The 21,903-nt window shown below is 55.6% G+C and carries 19 protein-coding genes; 8 read left to right on the plus strand and 11 right to left on the minus strand.

What is annotated here, in order from left to right:
- Positions 1 to 190: 190 nt before the first annotated feature.
- The 6 genes from EMQ_RS15430 to betB form a co-directional block, all read right to left on the minus strand.
- The gene (locus tag EMQ_RS15430; RefSeq protein WP_010668333.1) at positions 191 to 601 is read right to left on the minus strand and encodes a ketosteroid isomerase-related protein; all 411 of its coding nucleotides are present in this window, start codon (positions 599 to 601) and stop codon (positions 191 to 193) included.
- A gap of 37 nt (positions 602 to 638) precedes the next feature.
- Entirely contained in the window at positions 639 to 1,928 is a 1,290-nt protein-coding gene (glyA, locus tag EMQ_RS15435; protein WP_018307726.1) for a serine hydroxymethyltransferase, read from the minus strand.
- Between the two features lie 150 nt (positions 1,929 to 2,078).
- Positions 2,079 to 2,960 (minus strand): carbon-nitrogen hydrolase family protein, encoded by an 882-nt coding sequence (locus EMQ_RS15440; protein ID WP_010668253.1) that lies wholly within the window; start codon positions 2,958 to 2,960, stop codon positions 2,079 to 2,081.
- A complete protein-coding gene (locus EMQ_RS15445) occupies positions 2,960 to 3,601 on the minus strand; it encodes a GNAT family N-acetyltransferase (RefSeq protein ID WP_010668252.1) in 642 nt (213 codons plus the stop codon). The genes EMQ_RS15440 and EMQ_RS15445 overlap by 1 nt, the downstream gene beginning before the upstream one ends.
- Positions 3,602 to 3,634: 33 nt before the next feature.
- Positions 3,635 to 5,293: a choline dehydrogenase gene (gene betA / locus EMQ_RS15450; RefSeq protein ID WP_010668251.1), complete on the minus strand. Its 1,659-nt coding sequence runs from the start codon at positions 5,291 to 5,293 to the stop codon at positions 3,635 to 3,637.
- An 11-nt stretch (positions 5,294 to 5,304) separates the two neighbouring features.
- A complete protein-coding gene (gene betB / locus EMQ_RS15455; RefSeq protein WP_010668250.1) occupies positions 5,305 to 7,401 on the minus strand; it encodes a betaine-aldehyde dehydrogenase in 2,097 nt (698 codons plus the stop codon).
- Between the two features lie 503 nt (positions 7,402 to 7,904).
- Here betB and choW point away from each other — a divergent pair.
- From choW to EMQ_RS15470, 3 genes are all read left to right on the plus strand, one after another.
- Positions 7,905 to 8,750 (plus strand): choline ABC transporter permease subunit, encoded by an 846-nt coding sequence (gene choW, locus EMQ_RS15460; protein ID WP_010669125.1) that lies wholly within the window; start codon positions 7,905 to 7,907, stop codon positions 8,748 to 8,750.
- 13 nt (positions 8,751 to 8,763) lie between these two features.
- Positions 8,764 to 10,002: a choline ABC transporter ATP-binding protein gene (choV, locus tag EMQ_RS15465; protein WP_010669126.1), complete on the plus strand. Its 1,239-nt coding sequence runs from the start codon at positions 8,764 to 8,766 to the stop codon at positions 10,000 to 10,002.
- Positions 10,003 to 10,077: 75 nt separating this feature from the next.
- On the plus strand, positions 10,078 to 11,103 hold the full coding sequence (locus EMQ_RS15470; RefSeq protein ID WP_132012044.1) for a glycine betaine ABC transporter substrate-binding protein: 1,026 nt from the start codon (positions 10,078 to 10,080) through the stop codon (positions 11,101 to 11,103).
- 83 nt (positions 11,104 to 11,186) lie between these two features.
- Here EMQ_RS15470 and EMQ_RS15475 read toward each other — a convergent pair whose 3' ends face one another.
- From EMQ_RS15475 to EMQ_RS17435, 4 genes are all read right to left on the minus strand, one after another.
- Entirely contained in the window at positions 11,187 to 11,693 is a 507-nt protein-coding gene (locus tag EMQ_RS15475) for a transcriptional repressor (RefSeq protein WP_010666606.1), read from the minus strand.
- Between the two features lie 57 nt (positions 11,694 to 11,750).
- Positions 11,751 to 12,518, minus strand: coding sequence for a TIGR03915 family putative DNA repair protein (locus EMQ_RS15480; protein WP_010666607.1), 768 nt, complete (start codon positions 12,516 to 12,518; stop codon positions 11,751 to 11,753).
- A complete protein-coding gene (locus tag EMQ_RS15485; protein ID WP_010666608.1) occupies positions 12,515 to 13,747 on the minus strand; it encodes a putative DNA modification/repair radical SAM protein in 1,233 nt (410 codons plus the stop codon). Before EMQ_RS15485 ends, EMQ_RS15480 begins: the two co-directional genes overlap by 4 nt.
- Positions 13,748 to 13,909: 162 nt before the next feature.
- Positions 13,910 to 14,155 (minus strand): transposase, encoded by a 246-nt coding sequence (locus tag EMQ_RS17435; protein WP_373278072.1) that lies wholly within the window; start codon positions 14,153 to 14,155, stop codon positions 13,910 to 13,912.
- On the opposite strand from EMQ_RS17435, the gene EMQ_RS17280 reads away from it, so the two are divergent.
- Entirely contained in the window at positions 14,057 to 14,290 is a 234-nt protein-coding gene (locus tag EMQ_RS17280; protein ID WP_408740257.1) for a hypothetical protein, read from the plus strand. The two genes, EMQ_RS17435 and EMQ_RS17280, sit on opposite strands and share 99 nt — an antisense overlap.
- Before the next feature lie 274 nt (positions 14,291 to 14,564).
- On the opposite strand, the gene EMQ_RS15495 is transcribed toward EMQ_RS17280, so the two are convergent.
- Entirely contained in the window at positions 14,565 to 15,821 is a 1,257-nt protein-coding gene (locus EMQ_RS15495) for a dicarboxylate/amino acid:cation symporter (protein WP_018307723.1), read from the minus strand.
- Positions 15,822 to 16,061: 240 nt separating this feature from the next.
- Between EMQ_RS15495 and EMQ_RS15500 the strand changes: the two genes are divergently transcribed.
- The 4 genes from EMQ_RS15500 to EMQ_RS15515 all read left to right on the plus strand — a co-directional run bounded on the left by EMQ_RS15500 (position 16,062) and on the right by EMQ_RS15515 (position 21,629).
- Positions 16,062 to 17,039, plus strand: a complete 978-nt coding sequence (locus EMQ_RS15500) for a hypothetical protein (protein WP_407919048.1) — start codon at positions 16,062 to 16,064, stop codon at positions 17,037 to 17,039.
- A 116-nt stretch (positions 17,040 to 17,155) separates the two neighbouring features.
- Positions 17,156 to 18,619: an amino acid permease gene (locus tag EMQ_RS15505; RefSeq protein WP_018307722.1), complete on the plus strand. Its 1,464-nt coding sequence runs from the start codon at positions 17,156 to 17,158 to the stop codon at positions 18,617 to 18,619.
- Between the two features lie 261 nt (positions 18,620 to 18,880).
- Positions 18,881 to 19,777: a fructose bisphosphate aldolase gene (locus EMQ_RS15510; RefSeq protein ID WP_018307721.1), complete on the plus strand. Its 897-nt coding sequence runs from the start codon at positions 18,881 to 18,883 to the stop codon at positions 19,775 to 19,777.
- Positions 19,778 to 19,946: 169 nt separating this feature from the next.
- Positions 19,947 to 21,629: an alpha-keto acid decarboxylase family protein gene (locus EMQ_RS15515; protein ID WP_010667855.1), complete on the plus strand. Its 1,683-nt coding sequence runs from the start codon at positions 19,947 to 19,949 to the stop codon at positions 21,627 to 21,629.
- Positions 21,630 to 21,903: the final 274 nt, after the last annotated feature.

Below are 21,903 nucleotides of genomic sequence, written 5' to 3' on the forward strand. Positions count from 1 at the left end.
CCGTTCAGAGTCCGCGCGACTGACTATCGCCGGTTTGTTCGTTCTGACTGTAGGACGAACGAAGAGCCGCCAACAAATGCTTTTTCAAACTGCAAGCTATGTGAGGACGGACTTTCGTAAAAGCGACAGGGTGCAATCGAACGGCGACACGCATGATTCCTGGCAGAGTGCGTGTCGCCTTCATGCTGTGTCAGGCTGTAACCTGACGCTCCCATTCCGGGAGATTGTAATAGTTGGAGATTCTCGACACCTTGCCGTCACGCACGGAAAAGAACGCTCCGGCAGGTAGAAGATAGGTCTGGCCCTTCGCTTCAGGCAGTCCGTCATCTGTGGAGAGGTATTCTCCATGCACCATGAACTCGGCAGCAGCACGAGTGCCGTCCTCGTTCACCATCACCGCGATGTCGGCAATGGTTTCCTTGTAGCAGCGGTCCATGCGCCCCAGAAAAGCGCGGAACGCTTCCTTCCCGATCTCTCTGCCACCCTGATTGATGTCGTGGATGACGTCGTCGGCGAGCAGGGCAAGGAAGTCATCGCGGTTTCCTGCGTTGAAGGTTGCGTAATAGGACTCGATCAGAATCCGGGTCGTAGCCTGTGTCATGAAATTTCCTGAAATCTTGTGAGAAAACCGATGAGAATCAATGTTTATAGATCGGGAACTTTGCACACAGCGCCTTGACCCGCTCATGGACAGCGTTCTCGACGGCGGCATCACCCTCGCCACCAGCGGCGGCCAGCGCGGTCAGAACCTCGTCGATCATCTCGCCGACCTGACGGAACTCGGCCTCGCGGAAACCGCGCGCCGTCGCCGCCGGACTGCCCAGACGGATGCCGGATGTGATCGCAGGCTTTTCCGGATCAAACGGCACGGCGTTCTTGTTCGCCGTGATGCCCGCACGCTCCAGAGCCTTTTCCGCGATCTTGCCCGTCACCTTCTTCGGACGCAGATCAACCAGCAGCAGATGGCTGTCCGTGCCGCCGGTCACGAGGTCGAAACCACGCGCCACAAGTGTCTCGCCCAGAACCTTCGCGTTGGCGGCGACGGCTTTCTGATACTCCTTGAACTCCGGCTTCAGCGCCTCGCCGAACGCGACAGCCTTGGCGGCGATCACATGCATCAGCGGGCCGCCTTGCAGGCCGGGGAAGACGGCGGAATTGATCTTCTTCGCCAGCGCCTCGTTGTTTGTCAGGATCAGGCCGCCGCGAGGACCGCGCAGCGTCTTGTGCGTCGTGGTCGTGACGATGTCGGCGTGCGGGATCGGGCTCGGATAGAGACCAGCCGCCACCAGACCGGCGAAGTGCGCCATGTCCACCATCAGGAAAGCGCCGACCTCGTCAGCGATCTTGCGGAAGCGGGCGAAGTCGATGATGCGCGGATAGGCGGAGCTGCCGGCGACGATCAGCTTCGGCTTGTGCTCACGGGCCAGTGATTCCATCTCTTCGTAGTCGAGATAGCCATCTTCCTTGCGCACGCCATACTGCACGGCGTTGAACCACTTGCCGGAATAGTTCGGGGCTGCACCGTGTGTAAGGTGACCACCGGCGGCGAGGCTCATGCCCAGCACCGTATCGCCCGGCGCCACGACCGACATGAACGCCGCCTGGTTGGCGTTCGCGCCCGAATGCGGCTGCACGTTGGCGAAGCCCGCGCCGAACATCTGCTTGGCCCGCTCGATGGCGAGGACCTCGACCTTGTCGACCTCGGAGCAGCCGCCATAGTAGCGACGACCCGGATAGCCCTCGGCATATTTGTTGGTCAGAACGCTGCCCTGAGCCTGCAGGACAGCCTCCGACACCATGTTCTCCGACGCAATCAGCTCGATCCCGTCGCGCTGACGCTCGAACTCGCTCGCAATCGCTGCCGCAACCTCAGCGTCAACCTCCGCTAACGAAGACTGGAAAAAACTCTTCAACGTGTCCGTGCTCATGATTTTTGCCGTGCCCTGAACTGATGTTCGGCAGTGGAAGAATGGAAGGCCATTCTTCGGTCTGCCGCTATTACATGAAAATATAGGAACAAGGAGCCGTTCGAGACTTTCATATTTGCGACGTCTCCTTGCCCGGAAACGCTGAAATTTTTATGCGTCCGAAAAAGCATTCTTCCCGGCGGACGGCACGATGGTCGGCCAGTCCCGACAGTTACGAACGGCACCATTCTCCCGCACTTCTTCCAGTGTGTCGGGAGAAAGGGTGGCAAAGATCCAGCCACCTTGATCAAGTTTTCCTTCGACGATCACGCCGTCATCAGGAAAGCCCCGGTCAACCGGGCCATACACACCAGCGCACCCATGATTTTCGTCCAGTGTGGCCAGCCATGGCGCATCACCGACAGTGGGTGAAACCGCCACGAAGCACTGGTTTTCCAGCGCCCGCGCCTGTGCGGAAATCTTCACGCGGTTGAAGCCGTGCATGGAATCCGTGCAGGTCGGCACAAGGATCAGCCATGCGCCGGCCTCGACCTGCGCCCGTGCCAGCATGGGAAATTCCGAGTCATAACAGACAGAGGTTCCGATCAGTCCCCAGGGTGTTTCGAACACGCCGGGTGGATTGCCTGCTTTTACACCCCATGATTCGGTTTCGAACCGGGTCATGACATGCTTGTCCTGAAACGCGACGGAACCGTCCGGTGCGATCAGTGGTGCACGATTGCGCACGCCTGTTGCTTCCGAACGGGGGAGTGTGCCCGGCATCAGCCAGACCGCATGCTTTTTCGCGGCTTCCCGCATGATGGCCAGAATGGCGTCACTGTGCGTGCAGATTGCTTCCAGTTCAGCGGAGGGATCTGGTTCTTTCGTGACGGCCGCTGCCGCTTCCATGCAGGCATATTCCGGCATCAGCAGCAGATCGGATTTTGCAGCGCCCTCGGCCACCAGTCTGTCGAGATGGAGAGCATAGTCTTCCAGAGAGTCGATTTTCGCGACTTCCCAGGCCAGAACACCTAGTCGGAGGGGTTTGTTCATCAATCCTCGTCCTGATCTTTTTGCAGGAGCGCCTCGGGGATCGGGTCGCCTCTGAGTGGTTTGATATGAAAATCGAGAAGGTGGTCCCGTTGACCGGGGACGCCGGGTTCTTTCCAGTCCAGATGGCAGAAGACGCCGGGCAGAGGCATAAAGCCGCGTTTCATCCAGAAATCTGCAAGAGACTGAGCATTCTCCGGTCGACGTGGATCGGTTTTCCAGCGACGGACGGCACAGAATACAGCGAACGGCGCATCGCTTGCGGAGCGTGCGTGACGCTCGCGCTCCTCAAAAAAACGCACGCCGATACCCTGCCCACGATAGGATTCCAGCAGGACGGATTCTCCGAAATAGAAAAAATCCTTTGGGGATAGACCACGTTCTTCAAAAGGCGCACGGATGCACGCCATTTCATCCTTCAGCGGGAGGCAGGTCGAAGCCCCAACGACCCTGTCGCCATCCTTTGCCACGACAACCGCTGTGCCGGGACTCTGCATGTAGGCGTGCAGATATTTTTCTTCGTAGGCAAGGTTCCCATCATAGAGATAAGGCCATTCCCGGAAGATCGTGATCCGCAGTCGCGCGAGATCAGGGACAACCGAAAGAAGGCTTTCGCCGGTAAGGGTTTCAATCGTCACTGACATGACATTGGATTTCCCGTTTTCGTGCCCGACAGGTCAGCGCTGCCGGGTCTCCCAGTGTGGTGCGACGTAATACGGCGCATGCGACGGCGGCAGCATAGGTCGGTTACGGATGTGATCGGCTGCCTTTTCCGCGATCATTGTCGTCGGCGCGTTGAGATTGCCATTGGTGACACGCGGCATGATGGAAGAATCCACCACGCGCAGTCCTTCCACGCCAATCACACGTGTTTCCGGATCGACGACCGCCATCGGGTCGTCGAGTGCGCCCATCTTGCAGGTGCAGGAGGGATGGAGTGCGCTTTCAACTTTCTGACGGATGAACTCGTCAATCTGTTCGTCAGATGTGCAATCCTCACCGGGTTGCAGTTCATGACCGTGGAAGGGCTGGAACGCTTCCTGATTGAACAGTTCGCGGGTCAGGCGGACGCAGGCGCGCATCTCTTCCCAGTCATCCAGATGGCTCAGGTAGTTGAAGAGTATCTTAGGCTTGTCCTCAGGATTTGCCGATTTCAGGCGCACATGACCCCGGCTTTTCGAACGCATCGGGCCGACATGAGCCTGATAGCCGTGACCGGAGGCCAGCCCCTTGCCGTCATAGGTGACAGCCAGCGGCAGGAAATGGAACTGGATGTCCGGATAGGAAATGCCAGCCTTACTGCGGATAAAACCACAGCTTTCGAAATGGTTCGTAGCGCCAAGGCCATCTTTCCGAAGAATCCAGCGCAGGCCGATCTTCAGTTTCGCCAGCGGGCTCATGGCGGAATAGAGAGTGATCGGTTTCTTGCAGGCGATCTGGAAATAGAACTCCAGATGATCCTGCAAATTCTCGCCCACACCCGGACGATCCGCGATCACTGGAATCCCGAGAGCTTTCAGTTGTTCAGCTGGTCCGATTCCGGAAAGAAGTAGAAGCTGTGGCGAATTGATTGAACCGCCGGAGAGAATCACTTCCTTTCGAGCCCGTGCGATACATTCCTTACCTGCGCGGGTATAGGCAATGCCGACAGCGCGTTTGCCTTCAAACAGGATCTTCGTCGCGCGGGCCTGCTGGTGCACCTCAAGATTTTTTCGATGCATGACTGGACGCAGATAGGCATTCGCCGTGTTCCAGCGCCGACCGTCCTTGACGGTCATGCTCATCTTGTCGAAGCCTTCCTGCTGGTAACCGTTATAATCATGCGTGACCGGATATCCGGCCTGATAACCAGCTTTCAGCCATGCTGAATGGAGTGGATTATCCACCGTGCCATACTGGGTGTGCAACGGACCTGTCCGACCACGATAGGTGTCATCACCTTCCGTGCAGGACTCGGCTTTTTTGAAATAGGGCAGAACATCGGCATACGACCAGCCGGTTGCGCCTTCCTTCACCCAGTCTTCGAAATCGAACGCATTGCCGCGCACATACACCATGCCGTTGATGGAGGATGAGCCACCAAGCCCCTTGCCGCGCGGCGTGAACATGCGCCTGCCACCAAGATAAGGTTCCGGCTCGCTTTCGTAAAACCAGTTGAAGCGCTTGGAGTGCATCGGCATCGCCAGTGCGGTGGGCATCTGCACGATGATCGACTTGTCGCTGCCGCCGAATTCCAGCAGCAGCACAGTGTCCTTGCCGTCTTCCGTCAGGCGATTGGCCAGCACGCATCCGGCAGACCCGGCCCCGACGACGATATAATCAAATTCCTGTTTCATGGCCTGTCTCCTCAGTAGGGGGATTCGACATTGCCGAGCGCCACATAGACGCTCTTGATCTGTGTGTAATGGTCCAGTGCTGCCTGACTGTTTTCACGACCCAGCCCGGACTGCTTGTAGCCACCGAACGGCATTTCGATCGGTGTGATGTTGTACTGGTTGATCCAGCAGGTACCCGCTTCCAGCGCCGCGACGACGCGATGGCCACGTGCGAGATCGTTTGTGAACACGCCAGCCGCCAGGCCGAACTCTGTCGCATTGGCGCGGGTAACGACTTCATCCTCGTCATGGAAATCGAGAACGGTCATGACTGGGCCGAAGATTTCCTCTCGGGCGATTTTCATGTCATCATTGCAGCCGGTAAAGATGGTCGGCTGCATAAACGCGCCCTTGCCGAATGCACCTTCTGTAAGGCGATGGCCGCCGGTTAGAAGTTGCGCGCCTTGTGCAATGCCGCTTTCCACGTAGGCCATGACCTTTTCCAGATGCGGCACGCTGATGAGCGCACCGACATCCGTATCTGCCGCCAGCGGGTCACCGATCTTCATCGCTTCGACGCGCCGCTTCAGTTCAGCAAGGAAGCGATCCCGGATTCCGGACTGCACGAAAACGCGTGTTCCATTCGAGCAGATTTCGCCACCCGAGTAGAAGTTGCCAAGCAGTGCGGCGGAGACGGCATTGTCCACGTCGGCATCGTCAAAGATGATGAGCGGAGATTTTCCACCCAGTTCCAGTGTAACATATTTCAGTGTGTTGGACGCCTCACGCATCACAGCCTTGCCTGTGGGAACAGAACCCGTGAGGCTGACCTTGCGAATATCGGGATCGGCACACAGGCGTCGACCCACATCACCCGCGCCGTGCAGCACGTTGAAAACACCATCGGGCAAGCCGGCCTCACGGTAGATCTCGGCCAGGCGCACCGACGTCAGCGGCGTCATCTCGGAGCTTTTGAAGATCATCGCATTGCCGCAGGCCAGCGCTGGTGCGGATTTCCAGCAGGCGATCTGGATCGGGTAATTCCATGCGCCGATACCGGCTGTCACGCCAAGCGGTTCGCGGCGCGTATAAGCGAAGGCCTGCTCGCCAAGATCCATCGCCTCGCCATTGATCGCGCAGGCGACAGAGCCAAAATATTCGAGAGCGTCCGCGCCCGAGAGAATGTCCACTGCCGCCGTCTCAGCGATCGGCTTGCCCGTGTCGAGCGTTTCAATGCGGGCGAGCATGTCATTGTCGCGGCGGAGAAGATCAGCGGCCTTGCGCAGGACACGGCCCCGTTCTGTGCCGGTCATCCGTGCCCAGATCTTCTGTCCGCGTTTGGCGCTTTCTACCGCAGCCGCGTGTTCTTGCTCGCCAGCGATTTCCACCTCCGCGAGCACTTCGTCGGTGGCCGGATTATGTGTCTCGAACCGTGCGCCCTTCGTCGGCATGGAGCGCCCGTTGATCCAGTTGCTGCAGACGTCCTCCCGTCTGACCTGAAGCGATGGTGCGGGGAGGTTCGTCTGATGCAGGGCGATCTGACTGTTCAGAAAAGCCGTAACCTGCGCACGGGCGGCTGTGCTGTCCGCTTCTTCCCAGTCCGAAAGCGCTGCCCGAAGCCATGTGCCGTCAATCAGCGCAGCGATCGAGGTGGCGAGAGAATGTACGTCCCGGCCAGGCAAAAGCGTTTTCAGATCGTGCGAAAGATTGGACAGAATCCGCTTCTGATAGATTCTCTGGATACGTTTGAGCGTCGGTACATAAGGGACCTGCCCCCAGAAAGACAGCCATGTCGCGCCTTCTTCCTGCTGAAACTGGTCCCGGGCCAACAGGGAATCAATGACGGCCTGCAGGCGCTCGCGTGGAGTGCGGGCAGTCAGAAAGCGGTTCAGGATCTCATGGCGTAGCGATTCGGACTGATACCAGAAGGCTGTGCCAAGCAGGGTATCCTTGTCGCCGAAATAATGAACCAGCAGGCTGGGAGAGACATCAGCGCGCTCGGCGATCCGGGCGAGCGTCGTTCCGACATACCCGTTGTCGGCGAGAACAGAGAGTGTTGCGGCAACAAAATTGCGGCGACGCTCATCATCCAGTCGTGCCATGGCGGAAGGAGCGGGGGGCTGCATCATGGAATCCGAATGCCTTTGAATGATCGTTCAATACTGTCTTTATGTCGAAACGAAAAAATAATGTCCACAGGAAATCAGTGAATGGAAAGATGAATTTAATCGCTAATTTTCTGGCGTTTTTGTTCAAAAAAGAGCTGTTTTTACGACGGTGGGTCGTCTTTGATCATTGATTCAATGGGGCGAATGGCAGGCTAATCGAAAAGGATGACGGAAGGCGACTTTATCCAATGCGACGTCGGAATAAATCAATACCTTTCTGTTTCTTGAACGCAATGATGGGGCTGTGAATAAACTGTAGTCAGCCTGAACGGTTTCAGATCAGGCGGCATAGGATGTGTTCTCTGACGTGATACACGAAAGAACTTTATATCCCTCGCCTTTCGGTTACGATGTCGAACTGAAGAAAGGGTGGGTCCATATGACACGGCTCACGGGAATGCCAGCTCGCGGCTTTCCGCCTGCCCTGGCCAGACCTGAAATCTCCAGACTGTGAAGCGAGATCAATGAACGGGCTCGAAGACTGGATTACATCGCATAAAATACCTGTCGGTGAAGTGGCATCGAATGCCGTTGACTGGATAAGGGATCATTGTCAGGGTGGTTTCGACGTCATCAGTGAGGCGATCGGTTCCTGTGCCGATGGTTTCACCAATCTGCTGACGTCTGTCCCGCCTGTCCTGTTTGTGGCAGCTCTGACAATCGGCGTGTGGTTCTGGAAACGTGCCATCGGCACCTGCGTGCTGGTTGCGCTCGGTCTGCTGTTCATCATCAATCAGGGATACTGGCAGGAAACGATGGCGACCCTGTCGCTCATCTTTTTTGCGACGTTCACATGCATGCTGATTGGCGTGCCGATCGGGATCGCCTCCGCGCATCGACCATGGCTGGCGCGCATCCTGCACCCGGTTCTGGATCTCATGCAGACCCTGCCGACCTTTGTTTATCTGATCCCGACCCTGATCCTGTTTGGTCTGGGCACCGTGCCCGGCACGATTTCCACGGTTGTCTTTGCTATCCCGGCACCCATCCGCATGACGCAACTCGGGATTTTGTCTGTTCCCAAGGCTTTGCTTGAGGCGGGCGATGCTTTTGGTGCCACGCCAAGACAACGTTTATGGAAGGTTGAGGTGCCGGCAGCGCTTCCCATGATCCGCGAGGGACTGAGCCAATGCATCATGCTCAGCCTTTCCATGGTGGTGATTGCCGCCCTGGTGGGTGCCGGTGGACTGGGTGTGCCGGTCGTGCGGGCCCTGAATACGGTCCAGATCGACACCGGGTTTGAATCCGGTCTGGCGATTGTTCTGGTCGCCATCATTCTGGACCGGCTCTGCCGCAAGAAAACGCACTGAGGAGACGATCAGGATGGAAGCCGTGCGGACAGAACCACAAGCTAAAACAGCTGCTCTTTCCTTCAAGAATGTCGATATTCTTTTTCATCGAAACAATTCGGCAAGTGCGATTTCCCAAGCTGTCAAACGTCTCGATGAGGGTGGTACACGGGAGCAGATCGCTGCTGAACTGGGGGTAACTGTCGGTGTGGCAAACGCCAATCTTGAGATCCGTCGCGGCGAGATCAGTGTGCTGATGGGACTGTCCGGTTCCGGTAAATCGACATTGCTGCGGGCTGCCAACCGCCTCAACAAGGTGACACGGGGCAGTGTCGAGATCGGGAATGGCACGGCCTTTGTCGATATTGCCAGCTGTGATGATGAAACATTGCGCGATATGCGGCGTACCCGTGTCACCATGGTCTTCCAGCAGTTTGGTCTGCTGCCGTGGAGAACTGTGCGGGAGAATGTCTCGTTTGGTCTGGAGCTTCGCGGGTTCACTCCCAATGCGCGCCGTAAAATCGCCGAGGAAAAACTGGAGCTGGTTGGCCTGACACGCTGGGCCAATTCCTATGTTTCGGAACTCTCGGGCGGTATGCAGCAGCGTGTGGGTCTGGCACGGGCTTTTGCAACGGATGCTGACATTCTCCTGATGGATGAGCCTTTTTCGGCGCTTGATCCGTTGATCCGTCGCAAGCTTCAGGACGAGCTTCTGGATCTTCAGACACGGCTCAAGAAAACCATTGTATTCGTAAGCCACGATATTGATGAGGCTCTCCGGATTGGCAGCAATATCGCCATCATGCGGGAAGGCCGGATCATTCAGGCGGGACCTCCACAGGAAATCATTTCCTCGCCCGTCGATGATTATGTCCGTGATTTTGTAAGACACATGAATCCGCTGCCATTACTGAATGCAGCAAGTGTCATGCGTCTTCTGGAAGTTTGTCCCCGGTGGGATGAGAACACCATTCAGCTTGATGCAACCGGTTATTATGGCTTCAATCCCGTGACGGCTACCGTGACGGACAGGACGGGGACAGAAGTTGCCCTGCAATATCACGACACTGACGATATTTCAGAACTGCAGGTGATTTCAGGGTGTGTTTATTGTGTGCCGGTTACGGCTTCACTCAACACAGTCGCGCTTCTGCGCCAGAAAAGCGGGATGCCCGTTCTGATTTCTGATGGCAGTCAGATTATCGGATTATGTGATGACGCTGACATGATCGGCGCGATTACGGGAGTTGCCCGCGCATCGAAAGTCAATTGATCGTGTTTTGATCATGGATAATGCAAGTTCTGATAGGGGAGAGAAAGCTTGCGGCGCGGAAGTCGCGCCATAGTCATGCAGGATTTAATTGTTTCTGTTGCGGAATGTATTGAGGTGCGCCCATACTTCGGCAACGGGCAGACAGGAAAAGGACGTGTCACTGGTATGAAGAAGAAACTTCTCGCTTCCATGGTTTTTCTTGGCGTCGGGCTGCGCATTCTGCCAGCTCAGGCTGCCGAACCAGAAGCCTGTCAGATGGTGCGTATCGGAGATGCAGGATGGTCGGATAGCGCTGTTATTAATGGGGTTGCAACAAATCTCCTTACAGGACTGGGTTATAAAAATAAGATAACTATGGTGACACTTGCTGTTGCTTACCTTTCACTTGAAAATCATCAGCTTGATGTGTTTTTAAGTGACTGGGAGCCTTCGGGAGCTTCTTTTATTGATCCTTATTTAAAAAGAGGGAAGGTTGAACGAATTAATAAAAATCTTGTCGATGCACATTATAGCCTTGCTGTCCCAGATTATGTCGGTAAAGAAGGTCTGAAAAAATTTGAAGATATTGCAGGTTGGGCAGAAAAATTAAACAATACTATTTATGGAATTGAATCAGGTAATGATGGTAACAAGATAATTCTTAATATAATTAAGAACGATGATTTTGGTCTGGGGAAATTTCATCTTAATGAAAGCAGTGAGCAGGGTATGTTGTCGCAAGTTGGGCGTGCTATTTCTGCTCATAAACCTATAGTGTTTCTTGCGTGGGAGCCGCATCCCATGAACATGAATTTTCATCTTACTTATTTGACGGGTGCCGAGAAACAGTTTGGTGCATCAGCTGAGGTCGATACGGTTGTCAGTAGTGGTTATGTGGAAAAGTGCCCTAATATTGGACATATGCTAAAACAATTAACTTTGTCGGTCCCATCTGAAAGTGAGATGATGAAAACTGTTTCTGACAGCCATACAAAACCAGAAAATGTAACAAAAGACTGGATGAAGACGCATCCTGATGCTGTAGCGAAGTGGCTGGAAGGCGTTACTACAGTGGACGGCAAGCCGGGTCTGCCAGCGGTTCAGGCATATCTCGGACAGTGAGGAGTCAGTGCGGAAGCCGGGGCGTATATTATGCTCCGGCTTCACTGTCAGTCTTGAACGCGGACTGATTTTACCTCGTCATATTATGCGAGAGCCGCGCATTTCGCGCACAGGCCTTCAACTTCGACGGTTGTATGCTGAAGCCGGAACCCGGATTTTTGGGACGCAGCGACAATCGAGGCCAGAATCGTGGAATCTTCAAGTTCGGTGACGCTGGAGCAGTTGCGGCAGATCAGGAACTGGCTGGCGTGGACACAATCGGCGTCGTGCTCGTGACAGGGCGCACGACCGAGTGTGTGCGTGCAGGGCATGAAGGCTGACAGTCGTTCGATCTTGTGGATCAGTCCGAACTCCATGAGGAATTCGAGCGTCCGATAGACCGTTGGCGGAGCGGCGTTGCCCTGAATGGCCTGCAGGCGTTGCAGAAGGTCATACGCGCCCAGCGGAGCATTGGCCTCAAGCATCAGACCGAGAATCTGACGTCGCAGGGCGGTCAGCCGGACATGCCGTTGGGCGCACAACTCGTCCGCACGGGCAAGAAGCGCCTCGACGGAAGCAGAAAACAGGTGAGGGGCGGCGTCAGTCGTCATTGTGGGCGGAATGGTAGGCCAGAACGGGTCGATTGCCCAGCCATCCTGAACGCAGCTTCACCATGTCTGGCGGGCGGCTTGAGCGAGCATCTCGGGGATCAACTCAGTTTCCGGGAGGTTTTTCCAGTATTTGGGAGACATTTCCGATCGCATCGCCTTCACTTTGACGCGGGCGGGATTGAAGATGGAGCGGTAATAGGTCTTCCATAAGGCCTCCGCCTCGTCTTCAAAGATCGTCCGTGTGCAGGCTTCTCTTGTAACGACGCAGGTTTCTCCATCCCAGCCGATAGACCCTTTTGGTGTGAGAACCATCCAGTTCATGTCGGAGAACCGGCGTGCGAAGAAAGGCGCTGCCTTCTCAAGAATGTGGTGTTCCGGTTCAAACCACGCGACAAAATGACGCATGTTGCTGCCTTGGGGCGTTTTCTCCCTGAAACGCACAAAGGCTTTCATCTTATGCACTTCACGACCGATCTGATGGGCCATTCTGTTGGCCATGACGACATCGGGGTCGGTGCCTGTCTTCAAAAGAGCGCGTTCTCTCCTGCTTCGCCAGAGAATGCGGTAGGCGAGGGAGAATCTTTCAGGACTGGCGTGACAAAGAAGGGTTTCGAGAAACCGCAGGCAGTCCTTGCTGATTGTCTGTGACGTGGCTGTCTTGGTTTCTGGCGGCGGCTCAGGCTGTGAAAACAGATCATCTTGTTCGGACGTGCTGCGCCAGATGATATGTTCAGGTGCGATCCCTGCGGCCAGAAGCGGGCGGACATGAAGCCGCCACAGGGAAAAGGGAGCCGCGTCCGGCAGTGAAACGAGATGCTCTTTCATAGAAGTGACAGTTGCTGAGGCGGCGGTGCAAAAAGGGATTTGAGATCCATCCGGTCGATCAGTTTGACAGGTCGCCAGTCCGGCGTGGTGATGAACGGACGTATTTTTCTTATACTGACGCGCAGTCGCTCCAGATCATCCAGTCGGATGGTTTTATGGCGACGCGTTGCCAGCAGAACCTTGACGGACCGCGGTCCCAGACCGGGCACGCGCAGCAGGAGTTCGCGGGGAGCCTGATTGATGTCCACCGGGAAGACGGCACGGTTGTCCAGAGCCCAGCTCAGTTTTGGATCGACTTCCAGATCAAGCATGCCGTCGGGACGGTTTTCGGTGATTTCCTGAAACTGGAAACCATAAAAACGGAACAGCCAGTCTGCCTGATACAGACGATGCTCGCGCAGAAGCGGTGGTTTCTGCGCGGGGAGAGCCTGCGAGGCGTGGGGAATGGGGCTGAAAGCGGAATAATAGACCCGCTTTAGCCGGTAGTCGGAATAAAGCGCGGAACTGCTTGAAAGAATATCCTGATCAGTCGCAGCGTCCGCACCGACAATCATCTGTGTGCTTTGACCGCCGGGCGCAAAGCGGGGCGGGCGGCGTCCGGCGAGGGTTTTCTCCTTCGTCGCATCCATCTTTTTGCGGATGTGCCCCATGGCGGATCGGATGCCAATGGAATCCTTCTCCGGCGCATATTGAGTCAGTCCGGTTTCGGTGGGCATCTCCACATTGATGGAAAGACGATCAGCATACAGTCCGGCTTCCGCCAACAGATCGGGCGAGGCGTCAGGGATGGCTTTCAGGTGAATGTAACCGCGAAAACCTCGGTCCAGACGCAGGACCTTGGCGACACGCACAAGCTCTTCCATTGTGTAGTCGGACGAGCGGATGATACCGGAGGACAGGAATAGTCCCTCGATATAGTTGCGGCGATAAAACTCCATCGTCAGCCAGACGATTTCCTCGACCGAAAAGCGAGCGCGTTCCACGCCGGATGACACCCTGTTGATGCAGTAGGCGCAGTCGTAAATGCAGAAATTGGTCATCAGGATCTTGAGCAGCGAGACGCAGCGCCCATCAGGTGTCCATGAATGACAGATGCCGCTTCGTTCGGTTGACCCCAGTCCCGGCTCCTTCTTTGACCCACGCCGATCCGAGCCGCTCGATGCACAGGAGGCATCGTATTTTGCAGCGTCTGACAGAAGGGCTAGTCTTTCCGAGAAGGTGCGTTTCATAGCTTGTTCATGTTATGTTCCTTTTGGGGGTGCGTCAAACATTTCTGGCGGACTATGGGGGAGAGTTTTGGCTTGCAAATACGTATATTTTTAGGGGCTGGCATAGGTGAGCATTATTTGTGACGGTTCAGGCGGGCAGTTTAGTCCATTGAGAGAGGATTTTCATGAGTTTTGCAGGCGAGCGGATGTTGATGCGCCTCTCGCACTCGGCCAGGAAGCGCTGTAAACAATTGAATCTGGCTGCACCTTCTTTCGAATGATCGACATCAGTGTCTGATGTCCGGCATTGAGGATCATGACGGCATGGACATGCCGTTTCAGCAGGCCGAAGACGGCTACTTTCCCGGTAGCGCCCCGGCCTCGTTTTCCTTTGTGATATCTACCGGAATAGCTCTCATCGACTTCAATTTTACCCGGGGCCGGTGCCTCATGAGCAATCTGTTCTACGATGACTTCTCGCAGTTTCTGGTAATACAGAGTCGCTGTATTACGATTGACGCCTACAATTTTAGTGGCGCTCCGGAAGGCGTTTTTGAATGCTGACAGGCAGTCGGCTACGACGACATGTTTTCATCCGACATATCGAACCTTTCTCGGCTTACTTATGCCAGCCCCTTAATTAATTATATAGTGATCTATTTCCTTGCTATGTTGTGAACATATTTCCACAAAATCTCCTGTAAATCTCAGTGGGAGTTCTTGGTAAAATTTGTTGAAGAAGCTTTAGAGAACGTCATCTTTTGAAAAGATGACGTTCTGAAAATTGTGTTGTGTTGGCATTCTATTACTGGAAAAGAACTTTTTATGTCAGGCTGTTTTACATGACATCCTTGGTCGGCCCATCTGAAAGCTCGCCTTCCCATTTTGCGGAAATGGCGGCCGCATAGCCGTTGCCAAGCACATTGGTGGCGGTCCGGGCCATGTCGAGAAAATGGTCGATCCCTAGTATGAGAGCGATCCCGGCCTCCGGAAGTCCGAACTGCGGCAATACGGCAACGAGCGTTACAAGGGAGGCGCGAGGCACGCCTGCAATGCCTTTGCTGCTCAGCATCATGACCAGCACCATAAGGGCCTGCTGGGACCAGGGCAGGGTGATCCCGTAAGCCTGAGCGATAAAGATTGCTCCAAAAGACTGGAACAGGATCGAACCATCCAGATTGAAGCTGTAACCGAGGGGTAGAACGAACCCACCGATGCGGGTCGGCACGCCGAAGTTTTCAAGTTTCTCAAGCAGTAGCGGATAGACGGATTCACTGCTCGCCGTGGCGTAACCGAGGATAATGGGCTGAAAAAGTTCCTTGAGAAGCCCCTTGATGCGCGGACCAAGCACCAGGAAAGCCAGTCCTGTCAGAACGCACCACAGAATGAGGATGGTGCTGTAGAATTCGACAAGAAAACGCCCGTAATGCAGCAGCATTGCACCGCCGCCGCTGGCGAGACTGCCCATCACGGAACCGAAGACAGCCATGGGAGCCAGAAGCATGACCATGTCCGTCATCCGGAGCATGATGTGACCGAGTTCTTCGGTCCAGTTGAGCATGATTTTACCCGCCTTGCCTGCGGCGGGGAGAGCTAATCCGAACAGCACCGAGAATACGACAATTTGAAGGATGTCGTTTCGGGCCATGGCATCCAGAATGCTCGTCGGCGCAATGTGCAGGATGAAGTCGATCGGCTGGAAAGGATGCTTGAGAGACGCAATGTCCGTGATTGGTGGCGGTGAAAAGCCGATGCCGGGCTGCAGGATGTTGGCCGCCAGAAGGCCTATCGTGAGCGACACGAAGGACATGGCGATAAACCAGAGCAGGATGCGCCCTCCGACACGCAGGACCAGCGTATCGTCACCCAGCTTCCCGATGCCGCTGACGAGCGTGGCGAAGACAAGCGGTGCGATGACCATCTTGATCAGACGCAGGAACAGCCCGGTCATCAGCTTTCCTGCCTGTTCCGCTCCGTAGATGGCGCTATCACCCAGCGTGTGAAGAAGAAGCCCGCTCACAACACCGAGACCCAGTGCGATGAGAATGGCGTAAGTGCGTCTTTTTGTATCGACCTGAGGTGCGGCTGCGGCCATCGAGTTTTTCTTCTCCGTTGAGTGGTGTTAGACGCGTGGCCGGTTTTATAGAGGAAAAACTGTTGATACGTCAAAGTAATAAAATTCAATTTTTAGGAGTATTGTGGTTTTAGTAAATTTATACTCTTTACTTTAAGATGTATTTAAAGTATTTCTTTTTACTTTTGCAATATAAATACTTGACAATATAAATGATATGTAGTGTTGGTCGCCGCAAGTGGTGACTGATCTGGCAAAATGATGAAGATGACTGGCAGGATGTTGGTGCGGAACACAGGTGGTTGTGTTTGTGGTGTGTTTCTCCTGTTCTCGGTCGGCTTGTCGGATGCCAGAGCCGGGCAATGGTACACAGGATCACTGGTCTCGCCATCCGGAGCCAAGAATCATGCTGGAGACGCGGGCATCGAGCCCTATTTCTCCTATAGTCAGCCCGTCGGGACGTTCGCATCCAATGGGACGGGACATCCGCTGCACCCACGTCAGCAGACATTCTCCAACTCCACAATGTGGAAGTACGGCATTCTGGATGATCTCAGCATCCAGGCGCATACGGTGATCAGTTATGGCTGGAAACACGGGGCAGGGCATGCGCACGGACCCAAGTTCGGCGATTTTCCGGTCGACATGATCTGGCGTTTCATGCGGGCCAACCCAAAACGTTACATTCCTGATCTGAACCTTTTCGCGGGTGTCATTTTTCCGACTGGTGACTATTCCCGTCTGGGGGCGTCGCAGGACGGCTTCGGGACCGGGGCCTATGTGTTTCGTATGGCTCTGACGGAACAGTCCACTTATACATTGCCGGGGGGACACGAACTGCGCCTGCGTGTCTGGAGCTGGTTCAGGCATGCGCTGAATTCGGCGCGCTTGCGGGATGTCACCAGCTACGGAACGTCGGAAGGTTTCGTCGGGCGTGGAAGCCCTGGGATGAGCGGGCAGGTGGGCTTTTCGCTGGAATACGCCCTGAACCAGAAATGGGTGCTGGCCGCCGACGTGGCGCGGGACTGGTCAAATGGCTCCCGTTTGAAGGGACGTTACGCTTCGGGGCAGACCGTCAACAAAACCGGTTCCGCCTCGACAGACTGGCAGGTGGCGCCTGCCATAGAATATAACTGGAATGCACGTTGGGGCGTGATCGCGGGGTCGTCGGTTTACTATGCCGGGCATAATACCGGCATAAAAGTCTCTCCCCAGTTCGCCATCAATACGGTTTTCTGAGATCTTCCTTCTATCTGAAGTCCTGAAAAAATCTGCCGTTTTTCGATGGACAACATTTCGGGTTCGAACCAATCTGTTTCGTAAGGCTCCTGCAGGAGAGACGGGATCGGGATGGAATGACTGAGTCGACAATCAACCGGAACAGCACCAGCGAAGGCTATAAAAAGACCCTGGGTCGCAGGCAGATGCAGATGATCGCCATTGGCGGCTGTATCGGCACTGGCCTTTTCCTTGGTGCGGGAAGTCGTCTCCAGCAGGGCGGTCCCTCGCTGGCCATCGTTTATGCGGTGTGCGGACTTTTCAGCTTTTTCATCCTGCGGGCTCTTGGCGAACTGACCATGTACAGCCCGAGTAGCGGGAGTTACGTGTCCCATGCCCGTGAGTTTCTGGGAGACAAGGCGGCTTTTGTGGCGGGTTGGGTGTCATTCCTCAACTGGGTGATGACCGGAATCGCCGATATTACGGCCGTCGCTCTTTATATGCATTTCTGGAGCGCATTCTCTTCTTTTCCACAATGGCTGCTGGCGCTGATTGCCCTGTGCATCGTGACGGGCATGAATCTCATCGGCGTAAAATATTTTGGAGAAATGGAATTCTGGTTCTCCATGATCAAGGTTGTCGCTCTGGTTGTTTTTCTGATTGCCGGTTCGATCATACTGGGCACCGGTATGCCTGTGGCGGGGCATGAAACAGGGTTCCACCTCATCGCAGATAATGGTGGTTTCTTCCCGCACGGTATGCTGGCGGCGCTCGCGCTGACGCAGGGAGTGGTTTTCGCCTACTCCGGGATCGAACTGATCGGCACGGCGGCTGGTGAGTGTGACAATCCGCATGAGATCCTGCCCCGGGCCGTCAACAGTGTGATCTGGCGGATTGCCGTTTTCTATGTCGGGTCCGTTGTGCTGCTGGTCTGTCTGCTGCCGTGGACGGCCTATCAGGCAAGCGAAAGTCCGTTCGTGACCTTCTTCAATGCGCTGGGCGTGCCTTATGCGGATAGCGTGATGAATTTCATCGTGCTGACGGCGGCCCTGTCCAGCCTGAACTCCGGCGTTTATTCCACCAGTCGCGTGCTGCGCGCGCTGGCTCTCGGTGGCTCTGCTCCCCGATTCCTGAGCGCCATGAACAGCCACTCCGTGCCTTATGCAGGTATTCTGCTGATCGCTGCGTTTTATCTTGTCGGTGTCGTTCTCAATTACATTGTGCCGCAGAGTGTTTTTGAGATTGTGCTCAGTTTTGCGGCGATCGGCATTATCTGCACATGGGGTATCATCATCCTGAGCCAGATCGCCTTCCGCAGGGCCGTCGTCCGCGGGGAAATAGCCGCACCATCCTCATTCCGCATGCCGGGCGCGCCGTTCACATCCTGGCTGACGCTGGCTTTTCTGGCTGCTGTGGTCGTGCTGATGGCGTGCGATTATCCGGCCGGAGCCATCACTGTCGGCGCGACGCCGCTGCTGGTGATCGTCTTTGTGATCGGCTGGTATCTGACGCCCAGAAAGCCGCCTATGCTGATGCCGGAAACCTCGTCTTCTCCGATACTGACCAATATGGTGATGAAAGAGCAGCCGGAAACGCCCTGATAACGCCGCTTTTAGGATTTTTAATATTATCTTCCCTACGGAGGAGGTGGCACAGTCCGCCACTCCGTGTAAATGTCACGCGGTCTGGATTGGGCCACTCGGATTTCAGTCCTTTTGGGTTTCGTTGGTGTGCAGGTAGGGACCGGAAGGGTGTGGGGTCGATGTTTCTTCTGTCGCGGCATGGGCCGAAGTCAGAAGTGGCATTGGCTGTTCGGGCGTTCCCAGGCACGCACCATACGTTAAGAATAAAGGGTAATAAGAATGTCCAACGACCGTATGAAGAGCCAGATTTCGGAAAAGGGTGGCTTTATCGCGGCACTCGACCAGAGCGGCGGTTCAACGCCGGGCGCTCTGAAGGCTTATGGCATTCCTGAGACGGCCTATTCTTCTGAAGAGGATATGTTCCGTCTTATCCACGACATGCGTGTGCGGATTATCACCGCTCCGAGCTTTTCCGGCGACAAGGTGATTGGTGCGATCCTGTTCGAGCGCACCATGGATGGTCTTGCAAACGGCAAGCCGGTTCCGACCTATCTGTGGGAAGAGCGTGGCGTTGTTCCGTTCCTGAAGATCGACAAGGGTCTTGAGGACGAAGCCAATGGCGTGCGTCTGATGAAGCCGAATCCCGGTCTTGATGCGCTGCTGGAGCGCGCTGCGAAGCTGGGCATTTACGGCACCAAGGAGCGTTCGGTCATCAACCTGCCGGATCAGGAAGGCATTGCCGCTGTTGTGAAGCAGCAGTTCGAGATTGCCCATCAGGTCGCGTCTCACGGTCTGGTTGCGATCATCGAGCCGGAAGTGCTGGTGAAGAGCCCGGACAAGAAGGGCGCCGAAGCCATTCTGCATGATGAGCTGCTCAAGGCGCTCAATGCGATGCCGGGCGATTACAAGGTCATGCTGAAGGTCACGATCCCAGAGATTGCCGACCTGTATGAAGACCTCGTCAAGCATCCGCGCGTCGAGCGTGTGGTGGCTCTTTCGGGCGGTTATTCACTCGATGAGTCCTGTGAGCGTCTGAAGAAGAATCACGGCATGATCGCCAGCTTCTCCCGCGCTCTACTCGGTGGGTTGCAGGACGGCATGTCCGACGCCGAATTCGACGCTACACTTGGTAAAACAATTGACAAGATTTATGACGCTTCAGTGAACAAGGTCTGAGTCTTCCGCCAGATCTGGCGTTTTTCTGCGAACAGCGCGATCCATATTTTTTATATATGGATCGCGCTGTTTCCATATAGTGGTCATGAGGCGACTCTCTCGTCACAGTGCTTGCCAAATTGGGGTGTCGGGCAGGAAAACCCGGCAAATCCTCTAGAGGAGGCATTTCATGACCAAGCCATATACTGTCGGCCATTATCTTTCCGAGCGTCTGGGCCAGATCGGCCTGAAGGACCATTTTGCGGTTGCTGGCGACTTCAACCTCGTCCTGCTCGACCAGCTTCTGGAAGAAGGCTCAACCAAGCAGCTTTACAGCTGTAACGAGCTGAACTGCGGTTACACCGCTGAGGGTTATGCCCGCGCCAATGGCGCCGCGGCCTTGGTTGTCACCTTCAATGTCGGCGCCCTGTCAGCCATCAATGCCATCGGTTCCGCCTATGCCGAGAGCCTGCCGGTGATCTTCGTGTCCGGTGGACCGAACACCAATGATCAGGGTTCAGGTCATATCCTGCATCACACGATCGGCAATTCGAACTACGGCTATCAGGCCGAGATGTTCCGTCAGGTCACCTGCGCCACGGAAGTCATTCTCTCTGCCGAGAACGCTCCGGCCCAGATCGACCACGCGATCCGTACGGCCCTGCGTATGCGCAAGCCCTGCTATATCGAGATCCCCTGCAACCTGGCGTCTGCCGAGTGCGTCCGCCCGGGTCCGGTTGGTGCGCTGCTGGCGGAAACAACGCCTGACAAGGTCAGCCTTGACGCTGCCGTAAAAGCCGCCTGCACGTTTATCGAAACGCGCAAGAACATCGTTATCCTCGTCGGTAGCCGCGTGCGCACGCTGGGCTCGCTTGAGCCGATCGTGGCGCTTGCGGATCGCATTGGTTGCGCCGTGACGGTGATGGCCGCCGCGAAGAGCTTCTTCCCTGAAGGGCACAAGGCGTTCCGTGGCGTTTACTGGGGTGAAGTCAGCTCTCCTGGCGCGCAGGAACTGGTCGAAAAGGCCGATGGCGTAATCTGCCTTGCTCCGATCTTCAACGACTACGCAACGGTCGGCTGGCAGTCCAAGCCGCCTGCCTCACAGGCCCTGATTGCTGATCTCGTAGAAGTGACGGTGGACGGCAAGAGCTTCGCCGGCTTCCACCTTGGTGCCTTCATCGCCGCCCTGAGCGAGAAGGCTCCGAGCCGTCCGGCTACGGTAGAAAACACGACCTACACACCGGTCAAGATTCCGGAAACTGCTCCGACTGTGCCGCTGACCAACGATGAAATGGCGCGTCAGATCAACGCCATGATTGATGGAAACACCACAATCACGGCCGAGACGGGTGACAGCTGGTTCAACGCTGTTCGCATGCATCTGCCGAGCGGCGCTCGCGTCGAGACGGAAATGCAGTGGGGTTCCATCGGCTGGTCGGTGCCAGCAGCTCTCGGTAACGCCATCGGTTCGCCTGACCGTCAGCACCTCCTGATGGTTGGTGATGGTTCCTTCCAGCTCACTGCGCAGGAAGTGGCGCAGATGATCCGCTACGAAGTGCCGGTCACCGTGTTCCTTGTGAACAACCGTGGTTACGTCATCGAGATCAAGATCCATGACGGCCCATACAACTACATCAAGAACTGGGACTATGCCGGTCTCATCAAGGCGTTCAACGCCGAGGACGGTCATGGTCTGGGTCTGCATGCCCGCACCGGCGCAGAACTGGCTGACGCCATTGCGAAGGCCAAGGCTAACAAGAAGGGTCCGACCTTCATCGAGTGCCATATCGCGACTGAAGACTGCACCGATACACTGGTCCAGTGGGGCAAGAAGGTTGCCAAGGCCAACAGTCGTCCGCCTCAGAAAAACTGAAGGCATACGGTTTTAAAAGATCGTTGATTTCATCGCCCCGGCAGTTTCGTCGGGGCGATGTCGTCTGGGGACCTGAGTATCGAACTGTTGATCTGTATCGGTTTACTTGTGGCGCTCCGGACGTAATAGTCAGGACCGAATCAAAATGCCGGTTTCATTTCCGGGTCTGGCGGGAATGTCTGTCTGAAGCGGGCGGATCTGAACTCGACAGGAGTGTGCGAAAAGAGCATTTCCGGCACCTGTAATAGCTATAAGGTGGCACCCCCTTTCGAGA

The organism is Acetobacter aceti NBRC 14818, from assembly GCF_000193495.2.
Lineage (GTDB): Bacteria > Pseudomonadota > Alphaproteobacteria > Acetobacterales > Acetobacteraceae > Acetobacter > Acetobacter aceti.

What these genes read in the sequence shown, in the direction of transcription:
- EMQ_RS15430 (WP_010668333.1), bottom strand. Translation starts at nt 601, where the DNA reads ATGACACAGGCTACGACCCGGATTCTGATCGAGTCCTATTACGCAACC.
- glyA (WP_018307726.1), bottom strand. Translation starts at nt 1,928, where the DNA reads ATGAGCACGGACACGTTGAAGAGTTTTTTCCAGTCTTCGTTAGCGGAG.
- EMQ_RS15440 (WP_010668253.1), bottom strand. Translation starts at nt 2,960, where the DNA reads ATGAACAAACCCCTCCGACTAGGTGTTCTGGCCTGGGAAGTCGCGAAA.
- EMQ_RS15445 (WP_010668252.1), bottom strand. Translation starts at nt 3,601, where the DNA reads ATGTCAGTGACGATTGAAACCCTTACCGGCGAAAGCCTTCTTTCGGTT.
- betA (WP_010668251.1), bottom strand. Translation starts at nt 5,293, where the DNA reads ATGAAACAGGAATTTGATTATATCGTCGTCGGGGCCGGGTCTGCCGGA.
- betB (WP_010668250.1), bottom strand. Translation starts at nt 7,401, where the DNA reads ATGATGCAGCCCCCCGCTCCTTCCGCCATGGCACGACTGGATGATGAG.
- choW (WP_010669125.1), top strand. Translation starts at nt 7,905, where the DNA reads ATGAACGGGCTCGAAGACTGGATTACATCGCATAAAATACCTGTCGGT.
- choV (WP_010669126.1), top strand. Translation starts at nt 8,764, where the DNA reads ATGGAAGCCGTGCGGACAGAACCACAAGCTAAAACAGCTGCTCTTTCC.
- EMQ_RS15470 (WP_132012044.1), top strand. Translation starts at nt 10,078, where the DNA reads ATGCAGGATTTAATTGTTTCTGTTGCGGAATGTATTGAGGTGCGCCCA.
- EMQ_RS15475 (WP_010666606.1), bottom strand. Translation starts at nt 11,693, where the DNA reads ATGACGACTGACGCCGCCCCTCACCTGTTTTCTGCTTCCGTCGAGGCG.
- EMQ_RS15480 (WP_010666607.1), bottom strand. Translation starts at nt 12,518, where the DNA reads ATGAAAGAGCATCTCGTTTCACTGCCGGACGCGGCTCCCTTTTCCCTG.
- EMQ_RS15485 (WP_010666608.1), bottom strand. Translation starts at nt 13,747, where the DNA reads ATGAAACGCACCTTCTCGGAAAGACTAGCCCTTCTGTCAGACGCTGCA.
- EMQ_RS17280 (WP_408740257.1), top strand. Translation starts at nt 14,057, where the DNA reads ATGCCGTTTCAGCAGGCCGAAGACGGCTACTTTCCCGGTAGCGCCCCG.
- EMQ_RS15495 (WP_018307723.1), bottom strand. Translation starts at nt 15,821, where the DNA reads ATGGCCGCAGCCGCACCTCAGGTCGATACAAAAAGACGCACTTACGCC.
- EMQ_RS15500 (WP_407919048.1), top strand. Translation starts at nt 16,062, where the DNA reads ATGAAGATGACTGGCAGGATGTTGGTGCGGAACACAGGTGGTTGTGTT.
- EMQ_RS15505 (WP_018307722.1), top strand. Translation starts at nt 17,156, where the DNA reads ATGACTGAGTCGACAATCAACCGGAACAGCACCAGCGAAGGCTATAAA.
- EMQ_RS15510 (WP_018307721.1), top strand. Translation starts at nt 18,881, where the DNA reads ATGTCCAACGACCGTATGAAGAGCCAGATTTCGGAAAAGGGTGGCTTT.
- EMQ_RS15515 (WP_010667855.1), top strand. Translation starts at nt 19,947, where the DNA reads ATGACCAAGCCATATACTGTCGGCCATTATCTTTCCGAGCGTCTGGGC.